15 protein-coding genes and 1 pseudogene are annotated in these 17,769 nt (G+C 43.2%); 4 read left to right on the top strand and 12 right to left on the bottom strand.

Translation table 11 applies throughout. The annotated features are described in order from the left end of the window. Positions 1 to 196 precede the first annotated feature (196 nt). Entirely contained in the window at positions 197 to 1,099 is a 903-nt protein-coding gene (locus BU200_RS04180) for a DNA polymerase III subunit delta' (protein WP_075098975.1), read from the bottom strand. Between the two features lie 2 nt (positions 1,100 to 1,101). Continuing rightward, positions 1,102 to 1,734: a dTMP kinase gene (tmk, locus tag BU200_RS04185; protein WP_075098976.1), complete on the bottom strand. Its 633-nt coding sequence runs from the start codon at positions 1,732 to 1,734 to the stop codon at positions 1,102 to 1,104. A 167-nt stretch (positions 1,735 to 1,901) separates the two neighbouring features. Here tmk and BU200_RS04190 point away from each other — a divergent pair, with 167 nt between their 5' ends. Beyond that, on the top strand, positions 1,902 to 2,765 hold the full coding sequence (locus BU200_RS04190; protein WP_075098977.1) for a YitT family protein: 864 nt from the start codon (positions 1,902 to 1,904) through the stop codon (positions 2,763 to 2,765). 299 nt (positions 2,766 to 3,064) lie between these two features. Here BU200_RS04190 and BU200_RS04195 read toward each other — a convergent pair whose 3' ends face one another. From BU200_RS04195 to BU200_RS04215, 4 genes and pseudogenes are all read right to left on the bottom strand, one after another. Next, positions 3,065 to 3,721, bottom strand: a complete 657-nt coding sequence (locus tag BU200_RS04195) for a CBS domain-containing protein (protein ID WP_075098978.1) — start codon at positions 3,719 to 3,721, stop codon at positions 3,065 to 3,067. Between the two features lie 960 nt (positions 3,722 to 4,681). Beyond that, on the bottom strand, positions 4,682 to 5,377 hold the full coding sequence (locus tag BU200_RS04205) for a Bax inhibitor-1/YccA family protein (protein ID WP_075098980.1): 696 nt from the start codon (positions 5,375 to 5,377) through the stop codon (positions 4,682 to 4,684). A 101-nt stretch (positions 5,378 to 5,478) separates the two neighbouring features. Beyond that, positions 5,479 to 5,886 (bottom strand): annotated as a pseudogene (locus BU200_RS04210) (HDIG domain-containing metalloprotein); the annotation flags it as partial. Positions 5,887 to 5,931: 45 nt separating this feature from the next. After that, positions 5,932 to 6,672 carry a TrmH family RNA methyltransferase gene (locus BU200_RS04215; protein WP_075098981.1) on the bottom strand — a complete coding sequence of 247 codons (741 nt, stop codon included), beginning with the start codon at positions 6,670 to 6,672 and terminating at the stop codon, positions 5,932 to 5,934. Between the two features lie 73 nt (positions 6,673 to 6,745). Here BU200_RS04215 and BU200_RS04220 point away from each other — a divergent pair, with 73 nt between their 5' ends. Beyond that, the gene (locus BU200_RS04220; RefSeq protein ID WP_075098982.1) at positions 6,746 to 7,030 is read left to right on the top strand and encodes an acylphosphatase; all 285 of its coding nucleotides are present in this window, start codon (positions 6,746 to 6,748) and stop codon (positions 7,028 to 7,030) included. A 65-nt stretch (positions 7,031 to 7,095) separates the two neighbouring features. After that, positions 7,096 to 8,013: a membrane protein insertase YidC gene (gene yidC / locus BU200_RS04225; protein WP_075098983.1), complete on the top strand. Its 918-nt coding sequence runs from the start codon at positions 7,096 to 7,098 to the stop codon at positions 8,011 to 8,013. Positions 8,014 to 8,231: 218 nt separating this feature from the next. On the opposite strand, the gene greA is transcribed toward yidC, so the two are convergent. The 6 genes from greA to BU200_RS04255 all read right to left on the bottom strand — a co-directional run bounded on the left by greA (position 8,232) and on the right by BU200_RS04255 (position 16,509). Further along, complete coding sequence (gene greA / locus BU200_RS04230; protein WP_075098984.1) at positions 8,232 to 8,714, bottom strand: transcription elongation factor GreA; 483 nt, start codon at positions 8,712 to 8,714, stop codon at positions 8,232 to 8,234. A gap of 86 nt (positions 8,715 to 8,800) precedes the next feature. After that, positions 8,801 to 10,252 carry an endolytic transglycosylase MltG gene (gene mltG, locus BU200_RS04235; protein WP_115265072.1) on the bottom strand — a complete coding sequence of 484 codons (1,452 nt, stop codon included), beginning with the start codon at positions 10,250 to 10,252 and terminating at the stop codon, positions 8,801 to 8,803. A 73-nt stretch (positions 10,253 to 10,325) separates the two neighbouring features. Beyond that, positions 10,326 to 10,817: a GNAT family N-acetyltransferase gene (locus BU200_RS04240; protein ID WP_075098986.1), complete on the bottom strand. Its 492-nt coding sequence runs from the start codon at positions 10,815 to 10,817 to the stop codon at positions 10,326 to 10,328. 523 nt (positions 10,818 to 11,340) lie between these two features. Continuing rightward, positions 11,341 to 12,672 carry a UDP-N-acetylmuramate--L-alanine ligase gene (gene murC / locus BU200_RS04245; RefSeq protein ID WP_075098987.1) on the bottom strand — a complete coding sequence of 444 codons (1,332 nt, stop codon included), beginning with the start codon at positions 12,670 to 12,672 and terminating at the stop codon, positions 11,341 to 11,343. Further along, positions 12,669 to 13,334 (bottom strand): divisome accessory protein ZapJ, encoded by a 666-nt coding sequence (gene zapJ / locus BU200_RS04250; protein WP_244912662.1) that lies wholly within the window; start codon positions 13,332 to 13,334, stop codon positions 12,669 to 12,671. Before zapJ ends, murC begins: the two co-directional genes overlap by 4 nt. An 85-nt stretch (positions 13,335 to 13,419) precedes the next feature. Next, on the bottom strand, positions 13,420 to 16,509 hold the full coding sequence (locus tag BU200_RS04255) for a pilus expression-regulating Snf2 family helicase (RefSeq protein ID WP_075098989.1): 3,090 nt from the start codon (positions 16,507 to 16,509) through the stop codon (positions 13,420 to 13,422). A gap of 860 nt (positions 16,510 to 17,369) precedes the next feature. On the opposite strand from BU200_RS04255, the gene BU200_RS04260 reads away from it, so the two are divergent. After that, a complete protein-coding gene (locus BU200_RS04260) occupies positions 17,370 to 17,597 on the top strand; it encodes a hypothetical protein (RefSeq protein WP_249024019.1) in 228 nt (75 codons plus the stop codon). The last annotated feature ends 172 nt before the right edge of the window (positions 17,598 to 17,769 follow it).

Raw genomic sequence — 17,769 nt, forward strand, 5'->3', positions numbered from 1 at the left:
CTTCTATTTCCCGCCTCCAAAGGTATCCCATACCTTTGGAGCTAGGAAGATTTATACCTAAAGGTAGCCATACCTGTAATCAGCTGAAGCTGAAACAGTTATGTCTCTTTTTTGCACAGCTCGTAGCCCGAGTTCAATTATTTAAGATACAAAGCCTGTTAAAAACTCAAAGCGTACCCCATTTATGTATTAACAGTCACTTCACTTGTTTTTCTGTTAATAATAGCCAGTATTCCAAGGCATTTTGTAGACTGACATTACTCTGCCATTGGTGGTGAGCCAACTGCAAGTTCTCCAAATAGGTCAAAACGGTAGGCTCCGTCATCCGCTCTGCCAATAAGAGGGTGAGCAGCTCAAACAAGCGAGCTTGATCTGCCTTTTCATCTGCTAAACGAACCAAACTTCCCACTTGTAAGTATGCCTTATTGGGCTGTTTGAACAGCACATCCAGCCACTTTTTCGCCACAGTTATCAATTCTAAAAAGGATTTCTGAACGGCTAATTGCTGGGCTTCTTCAATGCTTGCAACGAGGCGGGCAATCAACTGAGCCTGCGTTTTTAATAAGCCTTTTTCTTCCAACATGCGCTCCAAAACGGGTAGATTTTTGGGAAAGCTCACAATCTGAACGCGACTTTTAATCGTTGCTAGGACAGCGTGTTCTTGGTTGGTCAATAAAAAGATACGAATGTCGCTCTGAGGTTCCTCAATGACTTTTAACAAAGAATTGGCTGCATTGGGATGCATCTTCTCTGCGTCACGAATGATAAAAACCTGCCGATTCGATTCAAAACCCGACTGGGAAAACTGCTTGACCAAATTGCGAATGGTCTCCGTCTTAATGGTATTGCCTTGAGGGCTGACAAGACTCACATCTGCGAACTCCCCCTGCTCAATCAGCCGACAGGAACGGCATTGTCCACAAGGAATTTCCGCTACTTTATTCTCACAAAAAATCGCCTGACTAAGAAAGATTGCCATCTCAAAACTAGCAAAATCACCCGAAAAAAGATAGGCATGTGCCAAGCGTCCTTGTTGCAACACATTCTGAAAATACTGGTAAACGTGGGGCTGTATCCCCTGTAATTCTTCTTTTTTCATCTTTATTTAAAAAAGCGGTCGCAAATGGCAGTAAAGGCAGCCTCCACCACTTCCTCCAAGGTCTTAGAAGCATCAATTTTAACAATCCGCTCTGATTCCTTATCCAAAAGTGCCAAATACCCCGCCCGCACACGCTCGTGCATATCAAGGGCCTCCATATCGAGCCTATCGATATCCCGATCAGCATTGCGAGCAATCCGTGCCAAGCCTTCTTCGACATCAATATCAAAATAGAGCGTCAAATCTGGCTTCAATCCATCTGTCGCATACTGATTTAGCCACTCAATCGCTTCAATGTCTAAGCCCCTACCAAATCCTTGATAGGCGACAGAAGAATCGATAAAGCGATCGACCAAGAGCAATTGTCCGCTTTCCAAGGCTGGGAGGATCCGTTCTTTCAAATGCTGGCGCCGTGCTGCAATATAAAGTAGCAACTCCGTCTTGTCATCCATCGCCGTATTTTGAGGATTTAAGATGACGGATCGGATATCTTCTGCAATCGCCACTCCCCCCGGTTCACGAGTCGTTGTGACTTGCTTTCCTAGTGCTGTCAAGCGAGGGAGCAATTCTTGTAAAACCGTCGTCTTTCCTGCACCATCTGGCCCTTCAAATGTGATAAATATTCCTTGTGTCATACAAATCCCCTATTTATGATACTCTTTGAAAATCATCTGATTCTTTTCCTTGAGTGTAGTTCATTTTATTCTACCAAAAAAGCGGAGAAAAAGCACTTTTTATTTGTCTTGTATATCCCTTTTAAATCTGCTAAAATAAGAGTAGACAAACCGGAAGGGGCAGGGGAATGCTACGATTTAAGAATCTATTTTTTATTATACTGGGTGCTGGACTTTTTTCTTTTGGACTCAATTACCTCATCATCCCAAACCACCTCTATGAGGGCGGCGCAACAGGGATCAATCTGATTATCTACTACCTATTTCGCATCCAACCGTGGATAATGAATATCCTTATCAATATTCCCTTGTTTATCCTTGGCTGGAAAATTTTGGGCAAACGGACACTCTATTATAGCATTGTCGGTACCGTAGGGGTGACCACCTGGCTAGCTCTCTTTGAACGCATTCCTATTCGCGTCCCATTAGAAGGAGATCTGGTCTTAGTATCTATCCTCGGTGGTATCCTTATGGGAGCAGGTCTCGGAATCATCTTCAGGGCTGGAGGCACAACCGGGGGAAGTGATATTCTCGCGCGAATTGGCCACAAATACACTTCTTTTACGATTGGACAAATCATTTTAGCCATTGATGTGTTGGTGCTGACACTGACGATTTTAGTCTTTCACGATCTTCGCAATGTACTCTACACCTTGATGATGGTTACCATTGTCTCTCGTGTGATTGACTTTATCAGTGATGGAAACTATGGCAGTAAGGGTGTCATGATCGTTTCTGAAAAATCACAGGAACTGGCTCAAGCCATTGATGAACAGATCGAACGCGGTATCACCCTGATCAAGGCTCAAGGCTTTTATAGCAGGAAAGAAATTGATATGGTTTACTCTGTCATCTATAAGAGCCAGCTACAAGAAATGAAAGACCTGATTCACCGGATCGACCCCCACGCCTTTATCACCATTACTGATGCCCATGAAGTTCTGGGAGAAGGATTTACGCTGGATAGCAACAAACAACCTTTTGAAAAATAATACTCTTGGAATGGCAAAATGAACGGGTATCCAGAGGCTCAATGGCGTTGATACTCGTCAAAAATCAAAATCTGACGTCGTTAATTCACCTTGCTGAACTTCAGTTCTACCTGCGGTTTCGTTGCCTAGTCAGATTTTGATTTTTATAGGAGTATGAACTTGAGCTACAACTCGCTGACAAAAAGGCTTAAAACCATCATTCTTAGGAATGGGATTTAAGCCTTTTCTTATTTATAAACTTTTCTTGATATTCACGAAAAATCAACAAGCTATCCGTTTGATTTTTAAAGAGCATGAACTTATATTTTTTTGGTTTCAGTAGGTAGCATACTGTCCACTTTGATACCTGCCTGTTCAAACATAGCTGCCACTTGCTGGCTGTCCACCCTGCCTTCAATCTGCACTTCAATGACTACGTTACCTGATTTATCTGCAATCTGAACCGTGCTGATAATATTGTAGCCCTGTTCTGAAATCAATCTGATGATCTTTTCGAGTTCCCCAGCCTTATTTTCTACGAGGAAACGCACGCGCACTCCCGCTTCACCATAACCAGATACATGGAGGAAGGCTGCAAAAACATCACGATCCGTGATAACTCCTGCCATTTGGTCATTGTCCACGACAGGCAAAATACCGACCTTGTTTTTGTACATCAGATAGACGGCATCTTCTAGGCTGGCGAATCTGGATACCGTAATGACATCACGAATCATCACATCACGAACCTTGGTTTTATTCAACAGATAATTCATCTCATAAATCGATAGACTAGTCGCCTTTGAAGGGCTGGCTTCTGCAATCGTTCCCTCTGTCACAAGACCAACCAATTTGTCATTTTCAATAACAGGTAAACGGTGAATCATCTGCTCACGCATCAATTCAGCTGCATGCGCAATCGTCGTATCCGGTGAAATATAGACAACCTTTCGCGTCATAAAATCTTTCACTGCCATATATAAACCTCCTAGTCTCTTTATATAGTCTTAGTATACCACAAATTAGAAAACGATTTCAATTTTTATTGAAAAAAAGTGACATTTTTCCTGCTGATAGGAGGGCATTAAGATACAAAGGGTGTTAAAAAAGCGACCGAAAAATAGGAGACTGACGCAGAACTTTTAGATGAGAGTTTGCTTCGCAAACCTCTATTTCCGAGGTTTAGCACGTGTTCAGTTAAGATGTGAAGCCGTTAAAAAACCGACTGAAAATTAGGAAACATGACGAAGAAGCCAGTGAGAGTTTGCTTCGCAAACTTCTATCTTCCGCCTCTAAAGTATGCTATACCTTTAGAGCTAGGAATGTTTATCCCTAAAGGGAGCCACACTTGATACGAGTTTCACTCGTTCTATCTCCAGCCTTCAACAGTCTATTCCTAGACTGTTTGACACGAGCTTCACTCGTTCTATTTCCAACCTTCAACAGTCTATTCCTAGACTGTTTGACACGAGCTTCACTCGTTCTATTTCCAACCTTCAACAGTCTATTCCCAGACTGTTTGACACGAGCACTGCTCGTTTTATCTCCAACCTCCCACAGTCTATTCCTAGACTGTTTGACACGAGCTTCGCTCGTTCTATTTCCAACCTTCAACAGTCTATTCCTAGACTGTTGAAGCGAGCAAAGCAAAAATAGGAGTTTTGACGAGTGAAAAGCTCCAGTGGGGGTTTTCAGCCTATTTCCTAAAGAACCATCATCAGCTAAAACTGAAACAGGTATCGCTCTTTTTTGCACAGCTCGTAGCCCGAGTTCAATTATACAAGACGAGTTAACGAAGTAATAAAAATATAAACTAAATGACTATAAAAATTCAAAGCGCACCCTTATCTATACAACAAGCAAGCTCGTAACAGCTACGACAAAAAAAGAAGACCGCCCTCTAGGCAATCTTCTCTGTATATAGGTAGAGGTTCTTCCTAATCTCTTGAACCAAAGATGCGCAACAGATGCAAGAAGAGATTGATAAAGTCAAGATAGAGAGACAGTGCCATTGCAATGACCCATCCCTGACCTACTTCACCATTGGTTTCTTCAAAGACATGGCGAATGCGCTGGTTATCATAGGTAATCAAGCCTGAAAAAATCAAAACGGAAATAATCGAAATGATAAAGCTCATGCCTGAACTAGCAAGAAAGATATTGACAACCGTTGCAATAATCACTCCAAACAAGGCCGCATAGAGTGCCTGCCCCATACCTGAAAGATTTCTCTTGGTTGTCAGCCCGATCACCGCCATCACGACAAACATCAAAGAAGCTGTCAAAAAGGCTGTTAGGACAGTTTCGCCCGTGTAGGCGAGTAAGACAATGCTAATGGTAAAGCCATTCATGACCGAATAAGCTAAAAACATGGGCAAGGCCAGAGGGCTATTTTGAGCTGCCATACGCGAAGCCACAAAAACAAGTCCGATTTCAGCCAGCAAAATCAGCCAGATGACAAAGGAACCTCCTAGCAACAAGTTAAAGGTAATATCTCTAAAAACTGTCAGCGACAGATAAGAGACCAGAGCAGAAATGCCAATGCCTGCTGCCACAAAGCCATAAATTTTACCAAGGAAACGGTTCAAAGCGGTATTATCCACTTGATTGATAATATAAGGTTCTTGATTCATTTCAATCCTCCTCTAAATGAATTACGATATTAGTGAAAATGAAAACTGCCTTGTTTCCACATTTTCTGTAAAGGAAGCGTCGCTTCTTTCACAGCCCATTACTTATCGACAAAGGTCACAATCCATGCCTCCTTGTAGCGCGGTGGTGCAATGGTGGCTCCGAACATGTGCTTGACAATAATATCTTCTTCGACCTTGTTTAAATCAGTCAACTTCTGGGCATTGCGTTTTGCAATCCGTGGATGAATCCAAGCATGGCTCTTTTTAAACTTGGTCTCACGCCAATCATAATAAAACAAATCATGCAAGAGACCACCACGCGCCGTTGATTTGGCATCCCATCCTAGTTTCTTTGCAATCTTATAGCTGGTATAGGATACATGAATCGAATGCTCCAAACGGGTCGAATAATAATGGTGAGGGATTGTCCCGAGTTTTTGTACCTTGGGCATTTCTATCAGATGCCCAACATAGGTCATATACTCTTCATCTTCTGTATAGACTGTCATGCTATCACCTCACTTTCTATTATACCATAGTCTATAAATTCTAGCTTAAATAAAGCTAAAGAGAAGAATCCCTGCTGCCACTGCTACATTCAAACTCTCTGCCTGTCCTGGCATGTTAATATGCACTAAGTCATCTGCTTGAGCTTCAACCACTGGTGAAATTCCCTGCCCTTCATTGCCCATGACAATAGCAAACGACCTTGCTACATCAACTGCCTTATAATCCCTAGACTTGGCAGATAGGGTGGTCGCTAATACCTGTACCCCATGATCTTTGAGCTGGGTAAGCAGCTCTTCAATGGCAACTCGGTAAACTGGTAAATGAAAATGACTCCCCTGCATTGCACGCAGGGTTTTCAGGTTGTAGATGTCTGCGGACTTATCCGAGATAAAGACCGCGTCGTAGCCTGCCGCGTCTGCCGTTCGAATCATGGTTCCAACATTTCCCGGATCCTGGACATCTTCTAGGACCAAATACTTCCCTCTGAACTGTTCGGGCATTCTAGCACTTGGTAGGGAGACTTGGGCAACAATGCCCTGCGGAGTCTGACTATCGGCTAGCTCCTGTAAAATTTCTGGACTGACCACCACCTTACAAACATCTTCCGTTACCTTTTCACGGTATTCCTCTAAGACAAAGACCCGCTCAATATCAGCTTTGGCCCGACATGCCTCTTCAAACAAATGCCAGCCCTCAATTAGGTAGGACTGCTTGCGGTACTTCTTTTGGTGTAATTTTTTGGTTTCCTTAATCAGCCGATTAGACTTGGAACGAATCGTCTCCATGCAACTCCCTCATTTTCTTTCATTACCAAACAATGATATAATAAAGTAAGGAACTTGTCAAAAGGAGAAACACATGCAAAAGGTAAAAATGATCGCTTCTGGTCGGGTACAAGGAGTTGGCTTTCGCTGGGCTGTCCAATATCTAGCAGTAGAAATCGGAGACATCTATGGTCGAGTCTGGAATAATGAGGACGGAACTGTCACAATTCTTGCCCAATCAGACAAGCCAGCTAAGCTCAGTCAATTCATTCAGGAAATCCGTAAAAATCCCTCGTGCATGTCTAAGGTAAGCTATCTGGATGTGACCCTTGCAAACTTTGAAAACTTTAAGGATTTTCAGGTCAAACAGTGGCATTAAAGACTTGTATATTTTCTCCAAAACAAGTAGAATAGAGTGTATCATGTAAAAAAGGAAATGATAAAGTGAAAAAATCAAACCGTATTGTATTGTCAGGACTTGTCCTATCTATGCTCTTCTTCCTATCTGGTTGTGTAAAGACCAAAAATGGCGTTCCGACTGGAGAGGGCTGGGTCTATAAACTCCTTGTCGAGCCGATGGGAAATGTCATCCAGTTCTTTGCTGAAAACCAAGGGCTCGGATTTGGAGTCGCTATTATCGTCGTAACCATTTGCGTCCGCCTGCTCATCTTGCCACTCGGTATTTACCAATCTTGGAAAGCTACCTATCAATCCGAGAAAATGCACTACCTCAAACCGATTCTTGCTCCTATCCAAGAGCGCATGAAAAATGCTAGCTCGCAAGAAGAACAGCTGGCTGCCCAGCAAGAACTTTTTGCTACCCAAAAAGAGTACGGTGTCAGCATATTTGGTGGCATGGGATGCCTTCCTCTCCTCATCCAAATGCCTTTCTTCTCCGCCCTCTTTTATGCAGCACGCTATACAGAGGGAATTGCAGATGCTAGCTTTATGGGGATTGCACTTGGAAAATCAAGTCTGATTCTTACAGCCGTAGCTGGTGTCCTCTACTTCTTCCAGTCACTTCTCATGCAGGTCGGCATGGAGGACGAACAAAAACAACAGATGAAAACAATGATGCTCATGAACCCACTCATGATTGTCTTCTTATCATGGAGTTCTCCAGCTGGTGTGACCCTCTACTGGGTTGTCGGTGGAATTATCGGAATCATTCAGCAAGTGATTACCAACTTCTTCCTTAAGCCAAAACTTCGCAGACAAGTTGCAGAAGAATTTGAACAAAATCCTCCTAAACCACTCCACACAAGCACTCGTGTCAAAACCGAAACACCAACTATGGATACTGCGATTACCTCATCATCAAAAAAGAAAAACCGGAATGCTGGCAAGCAACGTTCGCGTTAGGGCGACCTGATTAGCTGTAAAATTCTTGGCTATTAGCGCCAATGGACTAAAAAATGAAACGACCAATTCTCTGTATCAAACAGGAAATTGGTCGTTTTCTTTTTGTCATACTCAACGAAAATCAAATTCTGACGTTGTTAACTCGCCTTGCTGAACTTCAGTTCTACCTGCGACTCGTTGCTTAGTACTAAAAATAAACTAAACGGCTATAACTGCTGCTATTTCGTTTTTTCAACCTTTAAAATCTTCACATCATAGCTACCAACTGGGGTTTGAACAGTCACCACATCGCCGGTCTTCTTACCGATTAGGGCCTGACCAATTGGACTTTCATTTGAGACTTTATTGGCAAAGGCATCTGCTCCTGCAGCTCCTACAATGAGATAGACTTCCTCTTCTGTCTCACCAACTTCTTGGATGGTCACTGTTTTCCCAATCGCCACTTCATCCGCTGCTACTGCGTCACTATTGACAATCTCTGCATAGCGAATCTTGGTCTCAATCATAGAGATTTGACCTTCAACAAAGGCTTGCTCATCTTTTGCTGCTTCGTATTCCGAGTTCTCTGACAAATCTCCGTAAGAGCGAGCAATCTTGATACGCTCGACAATTTCAGGACGACGAACGAGCTTTAACTCTTCTAATTCTTTTTCCAATTTTTCCTTTTCGTCAATCGTCATTGGATATGTTTTTTCAGCCATCTTCTTTTTTTCTTCCTTTGTATTAAAATTCTTTCATGAAAACAAAATTATGCGGAAAACCACATAATTTTATCCGAGCAATTGCTCTAATTGTTTATCTTACTATTGACATACTTTTCAACGTTTTGGTTATGCTCTTCACCTGTTGCCGCAAAGTAAACCGCACCTGTCGTTACATCTGCTACAAAATAATAATAACCCGTTTTATTTGAAGAGAAAGTCGCTTCAATAGCAGAAAGACTTGGACTAGCTACCGGACCAGGCATCAAGCCAGCATTCACATAGATATTGTAAGGAGAATCAATATTCGTATCAATCGTCGCATCTTCTTTCAAAGTCGTCTCTTCCCCCAATTTATCCATGGCATATAAAATCGCAATATTGGATTGGAGCGGCATGCCGATATTGAGGCGATTGAAAAATACGCTAGCGATGTTGCGTCTGTCTTCATCAGTAGAGCCTTCTTTTTCAACCAGCGATGCCAAGGTCAAGAGTTGGTTGACATCAAGGCCTTTAGCTGCCAATTGTTCATAGTAAGGCTGGAGACGACTATCCATAGCTGCTAGCATCTGCTCGACCAAGCCTTCCATCGTTGTCTCTGTCGAGTAATCGTAGGTCGCTGGGAATAGGTAGCCTTCCAAACGGTATTTGACACCACTATCTGCAGCCGGCAAACTTCCCAATAATTTTGGATAAGCTGCTACCATTCGCTCGATAAATGCTTCATTTTGAACAGTTTCAAGAAAGGCTTCCGCTGTGAATGGGGTTTTATCTTCCTTATCTGATGTATGAACATTATCTGTTACTGCCTGAGCGATTTGTTTGATCGTATAGCCTTCTACAATCAATACTTTTCCTGCAATAGGTTCTTGTGCGGTTGCAGTTCCACTTTCTTGCAGAGCCTTGGCCAATCGATCCACAGACATGGACTGGCTCAAATTATAAAATCCACTTTGGAAATGATTATAGCTTTTTAATTTTGAGTAATAATTGAAAACCGTTGCATTTTTAATCAAGTGATGTTCTTCCAGAATCCGAGCGATCTCCTTTGTAGAAGACCCTTCTGGAATCTCTACTTGAACCATTTCTGTTGCCCGTGCATTTACTGGCTCCAGACTTGATTTAATATAGAAGCAGATTGAAATTCCTGTGATTACTATTAAAAGAATAACAGCTGTCATCACATATTTTACAATTCGCTTCGCTAAATTATCTTGCGTTTTCCGATTTCGTCTTCGTCTTAGGCGCATATTCGGTTGAATATCCTCAGCATTTCTATTCGTATTAGGCGAAATAGGCGTATCTTCCACTAATTCTTCCTCTTTGCTAGCCGTTTCAATCAGTGATGGACGATAAAGAGGCACCGTTTCTGTTAAGTCCTCTTCCAACCATTGAGTATCTGAAGTGCTAGAAAGAAAATCAAGTTTTAAATCAGCTTTTTCTGAAGCAGATGTTGCCTTAATCTCTTCTAATTCGCGTAAGATTTTATCGCGGAAACTAGAAGACTGCCCATCCTTTTCACGTGCATCTTTTGTCACAATAAAGCTCCTTTCAAACAGTTACAAGCCATTATATCTTAAAAGTGCTACAAAATCAAGCCTAGCTTTTGCATCAGGGACATTTCCAGTACATATCGTACCATATTTTACCCCCAAACTGGGATTCAGAAATGCCCAAATCCTCAAATTGATACATGCTATAATAAGTTATCATATAATCCTTACAGGTTAGACTAATTCCTTGGTAAGCCCCCTGAACTGCAAGCTCCTTGATCGCTGCCAGCAACAGGGTCCCTACACCTTGTCTTTTATAGGCCTCCGCCACCGAAAGGCTAAGGATAGCTAAATACGGCAAGGGCGATCCTGATGGTCGTGGCTTGCTCCTTTCAAACAAGTCATCCGTCACCCTAGCATGTTCTGTCGGAAGTGCCAAGAGATAGCCGACTATGACCCCTTCATCTTCCATCACTAGGCAGGTCTTTGCCTCATGCTCTACATAAAAGGCGAGAACCTTTTTGGCAATCTGTTCTTCTGGGCTAAAATTAGCCTGTTCAATCGTATGGATTTCATTAAGATCCGTTGGTCTTACATATCGAATCTGCATACTACCTCCTTGTATTTTAGTGTTGTTTCCTACTTGGTGGCTAGGGGCGGCTGGATCATAGGTCATTAACACCCGCACGAGCCACCTAGCTACAAGACTGATGATTCTTACTCTTGGATGATGCTAAGTTATATAGGGCTAGACTAACTCCTTATCACAAGTACTGCTCCGGATATAGTCACTTAGTTTATCTTTTGTTACTTCGTTAACTCATCTTGCTGTACTAACACTTTTCTTAATCTATGACTTGTCTAGTTATCAACTAGACAACTACCTGCGACTCGTTGCCTAGTACTAAAAATAAACTAAACGGCTATACTAAAAGTAAACGAAATAACTATAAAAACAAGAGGCGGACTCAAGTCCAGCCTCGCTTCTCATGGTTCGTGTCAACATCTCAGCGCAGTGGTTGATTGGCAAATTTGTTCGTATTTCCCACTCCAAATTTGACCTAATCAACTGTGCGGGGGTGGGAAGACGAACTCTTTTTCGACCAGGCGAGTTCTTTCCCACTCCCTGTTCCTTATTGAACGTTATGGGATAGATTGGATAATAGGCGTTCAAAGGAGTATTCGTAGGATTGAATATCTCCTGCCCCCATGAAGACGTAGACTGCATGTTCATGATCCAATAATGGGGAGGTATTTTCAAGTGATACAATTCCAGCCTTTTTAGTGATTTTGGCTGCCAAGTCTTCGACCTTCACTTGACCATTATCTGTCTCACGCGCCGACCCATAGATCGGAGCTAGGTAAACCGCATCTGCTTCATTCAAAGCAAGGGCAAATTCATCCAGCAGGGCAATGGTTCGTGTAAACGTATGCGGTTGGAAGATCGCCACGATTTCTTTACTTGGATATTTTTGACGCGCTGCATCAATGGTCGCACCAATTTCTGTTGGATGATGTGCAAAGTCATCGATAATCACAGTGTCATTCACAATCTTTTCGGTAAAGCGACGCTTCACTCCTCCAAAGGTTTTGAGGTGTTCAGCTACCAAGTTCAAATCAAAGCCAGCAACAAATAAGTTTGCAATCACTGCTGTTGCATTAAGGACATTGTGACGGCCAAAGGTCGGAATTTGGAACTGTCCTAGTTCCTGTCCAGCATGGCGCACCTTAAACTGCGAACCAGTCGTTGACGGCTGCAAATCATAGGCGACAAAGTCATTGTCTTCTAAAAAACCATAATAGTAGATCGGCGCAGTTGCTGTAATGCGACGCAATTGCTCATCTTCACCGTAGACAAACAAGCCCTTTTGCACCTGCTTAGCATAATCATCAAAAGCGTGGAAGACATCTTCTAAGCTGGTAAAATAATCGGGGTGGTCAAAGTCGATGTTGGTAATGATACTGTATTCTGGATGGTAGGGCATAAAATGGCGTTCGTATTCATCTGATTCAAAGACAAAATACTGGGCATTTTCTGAACCACGACCTGTCCCGTCGCCAATCAAATAGCTGGTATCCGTGATATTACGCATGACATGGGCCAAGAGACCCGTTGTAGACGTTTTACCGTGCGCCCCTGCTACACCAAAACTCGTGAAATCACGCATGAATTGACCAAGAAACTCATGGTAGCGTTTATAGGCAAAGCCATTAGCATCTGCATAGGCAATCTCTACATTATTATCTGGACGGAAAGCATTTCCTGCTATCAATTCGACATCAGCAGTAATATTTGCTTGGCTAAAGGGTAAAATCGTGATCCCCGCTTGCTCAAGACCACGCTGTGTGAAATAGTATTTATCAACATCACTTCCTTGAACCTTGTGCCCCATTTGATGCAACATTAAAGCCAAGGCGCTCATTCCTGAACCCTTAATTCCTATAAAATGATAGGTTTTTGTCATTCCAGTCCCTCTTCCATGTGTGTTAGATTTAATTCCTGTGCCAAGCGACGTTCGCGTTGAACCTTGCGTTCTGGATAATTATAGACCTGACTCTTCTTCAAAAAGTCGTAGGAATTTTTCTTGACGGGCTGCTCTTGTTCCCGCTCCTCTTTTGTCAATGAATAGACAGCTGGCATATCTGCCAAAATATAATCTGTCTGTTGTAATCGATTCGCCAAGGCAGTCAAGTGAGGCACAGACTTTTTAACCAAAGGTGCCGTTACCTGATGGTTTTCTGATAGGATATGGCGGGGTACTTCCTGATGTAAATAGGAAGCCGAGCGTTTTTTCTTCAAATCTTCACGCGCTGTCTCACGTGCCAACTGCCCTTGCGTTCTGGCTTGAAAAACCGCGGTTCCTTGAGAAGCTGGCTTTTGATAGCGATCTTTTCGAGAATAAGGACTTGGCGTTGCCTGAAAAAGCGGTGGCAACAAGGCTTCTTCTGTTCCAGTTCCCACCCTATATTGAGGAGCAACTGAACTCGCTATTTCTTGCCCAAATTCCCTGTCCTGATAAGGTCCCTTGATATTGCTGATCAAGTCCGCCTCATCATATAATCTCATTTCAGGATTTTCTCCCACTACTAACTCATCATCAGCTACTAGGGGAAATCTCGTCTGCATTCTCACCATAGTTCTTCCTTTCAAACGACTATTATACCATACCTTAGGCGCTTTGACTATCTTTTTTCTTTTACAAGGGTTAGCACTAAAGACCTAAAATGTCCCGAATATCATCTACCGTCATGCTTGCCCGGCTCTCATTACCGTCAAGAACAGTCGTCACCAGATGTTTCTTGCTTTCTTGCAGGGCTTGAATCTTTTCTTCGATCGTACCGCGGGTAATCAGGCGATAGCACTCGACTTTCTCCGTCTGCCCCATCCGATGGGCGCGGCTAATGGCTTGGGCTTCTACTGCTGGATTCCACCAGAGGTCAACTAAAATCACACTGTCTGCCCCTGTCAGATTGAGACCCACCCCTCCTGCTTTGAGGGAAATCAGAAAGGCATCCCTGCTCCCTGCATTGAAAGCGGTCGTCATTTCCTGACGGAGATTGGCTGGGGTCGAGCCTGTCAATTTATAACTGGTGAGCCCTAGTGCCTCCAACTCTCCCTCAATCATGTCCAGCATGGTACGGAATTGAGAGAAAATCAAGATGCGGTGGCTACCTTCTTTGAGTTGCTCCAACAACTCTCTCAAACTCTCCAGCTTACCACTTCCTCCCCCATAGTCCGACAGAAAGAGGCTCGGGGTATCACAAATCTGACGAAGACGGGTAATCCCTGCCAGAATCTCCATCTTCTTGCGCTGAATTTCCGCATCACTTGCGTCTAAAATGCTGGACTGCATCTGCTTCAACTGTGCTAAGTAGACAACTTTCTGCTCATCAGTCAATTCATTTAAAACATTGATTTCTAGTAGGTCAGGCAGTTCCAAGAGAACATCTTCTTTTTTCCTACGAAGAACGAAGGGCTTGATGATCCGTGCGACTTCTTGGGCTGATAATTTGGCAAATTCTGTCTTACCAGGCAAGAGTCCCGGTAGCACAATCTGAAAGATGGACCACAGTTCGGACAGATGATTTTCAATCGGCGTTCCTGAAAGGGCAAAGCAGTTTCCCACTTCAAACTCTCTCAAAAGCTGGGCGATCTTGCTCTGGGCATTTTTCATGACTTGGGCTTCGTCCAAAATCAGATAGTCGTAGTCTTGCTGCTGGTAAAGCTCACTATCCTGCCTAAAGGAATGGTAGCTGGTGATGATAATCTGATGTGCCGCTCGAATCTGCTCCTCCCGCTTTTCCTTATTCCCATAGGCTACTGCCACATCCAAGTCGGGTGCAAAAGTCTGGCACTCGCTCTGCCAATTGTAAATCAGACTTGACGGTGCTAAGATCAAGACCTTTTGATCCGCCTCGAGCTGACTGCTCAAAAAGGCAATGGTCTGTAAGGTCTTTCCTAATCCCATGTCATCGGCTAAAATACCACCGAAGCCATAGTGGTTCAGCATGGATAACCATCGCACACCTAGACGCTGGTAATCACGCAAATCAGCTGTCACTTGCAATTCAGGTAATGCAAAGGATTCCGGATGTGCCAAATCGTATGCCAATTGTTGGAAGTCCTTGGAAAAATGAACCGCTTCTTTCCCAGCCCAAGTCTGGGCTAGTTGATAAGAGGCGAGGTGGTCAAGTGACAGATGACCTGCCGACTGATACCGAGCCCGCAAGTCCTGCAAGGTTCGACTCAACCGCTTGGTTTCTTCATCAAAAACCAAGACCTTCCCTGTCTGGCTGGTAAAATGCGTCGCCTCCTCCAACAGAGCAGTCACAGCTTGCTCAATTTCTTCCTCAGCGATTCCTGTAAAATCAAAGGAGATATCCAGCAGGACACCTCGGGTCTCTACCTTGATCCTCGGCTGACTAGCTATCAACATGCCCTCTAATTCACTCGATAACTGCACCTGCCCCAGTGCCCGAAACTTGGGCAAGGTCTGATGAAAGAAATCATACCATTCTGCAGGTTGAAGCCCCGGATGACGAGTGATAAAGTCTCCCTTAAACCCTGATTCCTGTATGACCTGCTCCACCTGTGCTAGGTGCTGGAAATGGTAGGAAAAGGGCAAGCGATTTAGCTCCTCTCTACTCGCCACCTGTCGATGGTCAAATTCCAGAATCAAGTCCAGTTCAATCTCCCCTTCAGCGTGCAGTGACAGCTCAAACCGAGGACGAAAGTCATGGATGACAAAGCGCTTAGGAGCCTTGACAGCTCCGACCAGCTGCAACTCTAACAGACTTAGTGCCAAGCGTTCCTGGTCTTGAAAATCAAATTGGACAACTTTCTCTCCAGCCTCATTTGGAACAAGGGCTTTGAGCGCAGCCAGTATTCGTTCCTGTTTCCTGTCCAAATAGTACAAGCGATTGTCTACTAACAAATAGCGCCCTTTGAACAGTTCTCGAAAAGCCTGTTCGTGAACCCGCAACTCAATCATGTATTGGTGAACCACCACTTCAAAGGAATAGCAGCTCGCATGGGCATCAAATGCTAGAAGCTGTAAGTCCTTATAGGTGTTCATCTCATAGTGAAACTCGAACGATTCCAACTGCCCTAAGATATCCAATCCCTCTTCAAAATTCGAAAGCGGTAACTGTAAGTGTCGCCCATAGTGCACCAGTATCTCTAAATCGCCCACTTTCTTATTCGGAACTAGGCGCCACAAAAAGGTGATGACTTCCTGACTAGCCACATCAAACTGTTCAAAGCTAATCTTCTCATAATACTGCTTGCCAATCTGATAGTAGCCACCTTTTTTCACTGTTTGCAAGAAAGCACCAATATCGCGAATGATATAGGTTCTCGGATCGATACCACGCTGGATTTTCAAGGTCCAGTCAATATTATGGTCAAAGAGCTGCAGCTGCCCCTCAACTGCCAAACGATAATGGATGGCTACGTTCTGGGGATTCTCTAAAATATCATCTAAAAATAGACCCCCAAAGTAGGTCCTACGCTTCGTTTCCTCATGCTCTGCTTTGCCAGCAGAAAGCTGCTCCTCCAAGGCCTTCCCCTCAGTATCATTTTTCAAAAAATATTCAACCGCAGCTAGGTGCTGACAGTAGCCCTTTTGAGAAAAAAGTTGACAGCTACAAGACAGCTTCGTTTCTTCTAAGGCATAACAAAAATCCTCTTCTGCAATCTTCAAAAAGAGCTGCCTGTCTTCTACCTGTCTGATTTCCACTAATCCTCTTTCATAGAGCAGGATTCCCTCTTGACGAATCCGCCCTGGCATCAATCGACCCATACCCACTCCTTTATCTTAGCAGCATTCAGTTTCTAGTTATGACGTCCTGATCGCGTCTTGCCTAGTGCTAATCATCATCGTTTCCTTTACTTTTAGTAGGAACACTCTTTGAACATCAAATTTATATCTCTTCATTATAGCATAGATTGAGCAATAAGGCTTCTCTTAGTTCTTTTATTTTTCAAAAAAGACGATAATGACGAACAAAGAAGCCCATTAGAAGAAAAGGGGGCAGCTAGCTATTAGGAAACGAAAGCGATTTCAAAAAAGACTTGTGTTTAGAATCATCTTGGTATATCCTAGTAGTAGGAGATTTTAAAGATATAGCCATTTAGTTTATCTTTTATTACTTCGTTAACTCGTCTTGCTGTACTTCAGTACTACCTGCGACTTTTAACGAAAACGTCGTTTTCTTCATTTCCTACCTCAAACAGTCTATCCCCAGACTGGTTTGACGAAAACGTCGTTTTCCTCATTTCCCACCTCAAACAGTCTATCCCCAGACTGGTTTGACGAAAACGTCGTTTTCTTCATTTCCAACCTCAAACAGTCTCTCCCCAGACTGGTTTGACGAAAACTTCGTTTTCTTTATTTCCAACCTCAAACAGTCTCTCCCCAGACTGGTTTGACGAAAACTTCGTTTTCTTTATTTCCAACCTCAAACAGTCTCTCCCCAGACTGTTTGAGCTAGTACTAAAAGTAAACGAGACAACTATAAAAATAAGAACAATCCATTAGCTTCAAAAGATGGAGAGTAGGTTCTTTAGACGGTGATGCACTATGATTTCTAAATAGATGGAGAGGGATGAATGTTTAAAACAGCTACATTATTTGAATTTGAGTTTCAATATCATGCAGAAATGGCATGTTTTTGTGATGAAGAGAGGGGAAGAGCCACTTTTCTTTCAAAGAATTATGATGAAATCCACTTGACGATTGAACTGGAGAATGGACATTTGGTATTTCATCCCAGATGGAATGTGAAGATTAAAACTGTTCAGGGAACGAGTAAAAAATATGTGATTGACATCAATTTCCCAGATGAAGTGATGAACCTTGATGATTGTCCAATGATTACGGAAGATTAGAAAGCGTGAGAAAGGCACACCTTTAAAAGACGCGCCTTTTTATAATAGTACAGAGTAGGAACTGCTTTCCCTCTCGCTGCCTATAAGGGACTATACTCTATAAAAATCAAAATCTGACTAGGCAATGAAACCGTAGGTAGAACTGAGGTTCAGCAAGGTGAGTTAACGACGT

The sequence above is a fragment of the Streptococcus acidominimus genome, from assembly GCF_001921825.1.
In the GTDB taxonomy this organism is placed as follows: domain Bacteria; phylum Bacillota; class Bacilli; order Lactobacillales; family Streptococcaceae; genus Streptococcus; species Streptococcus acidominimus.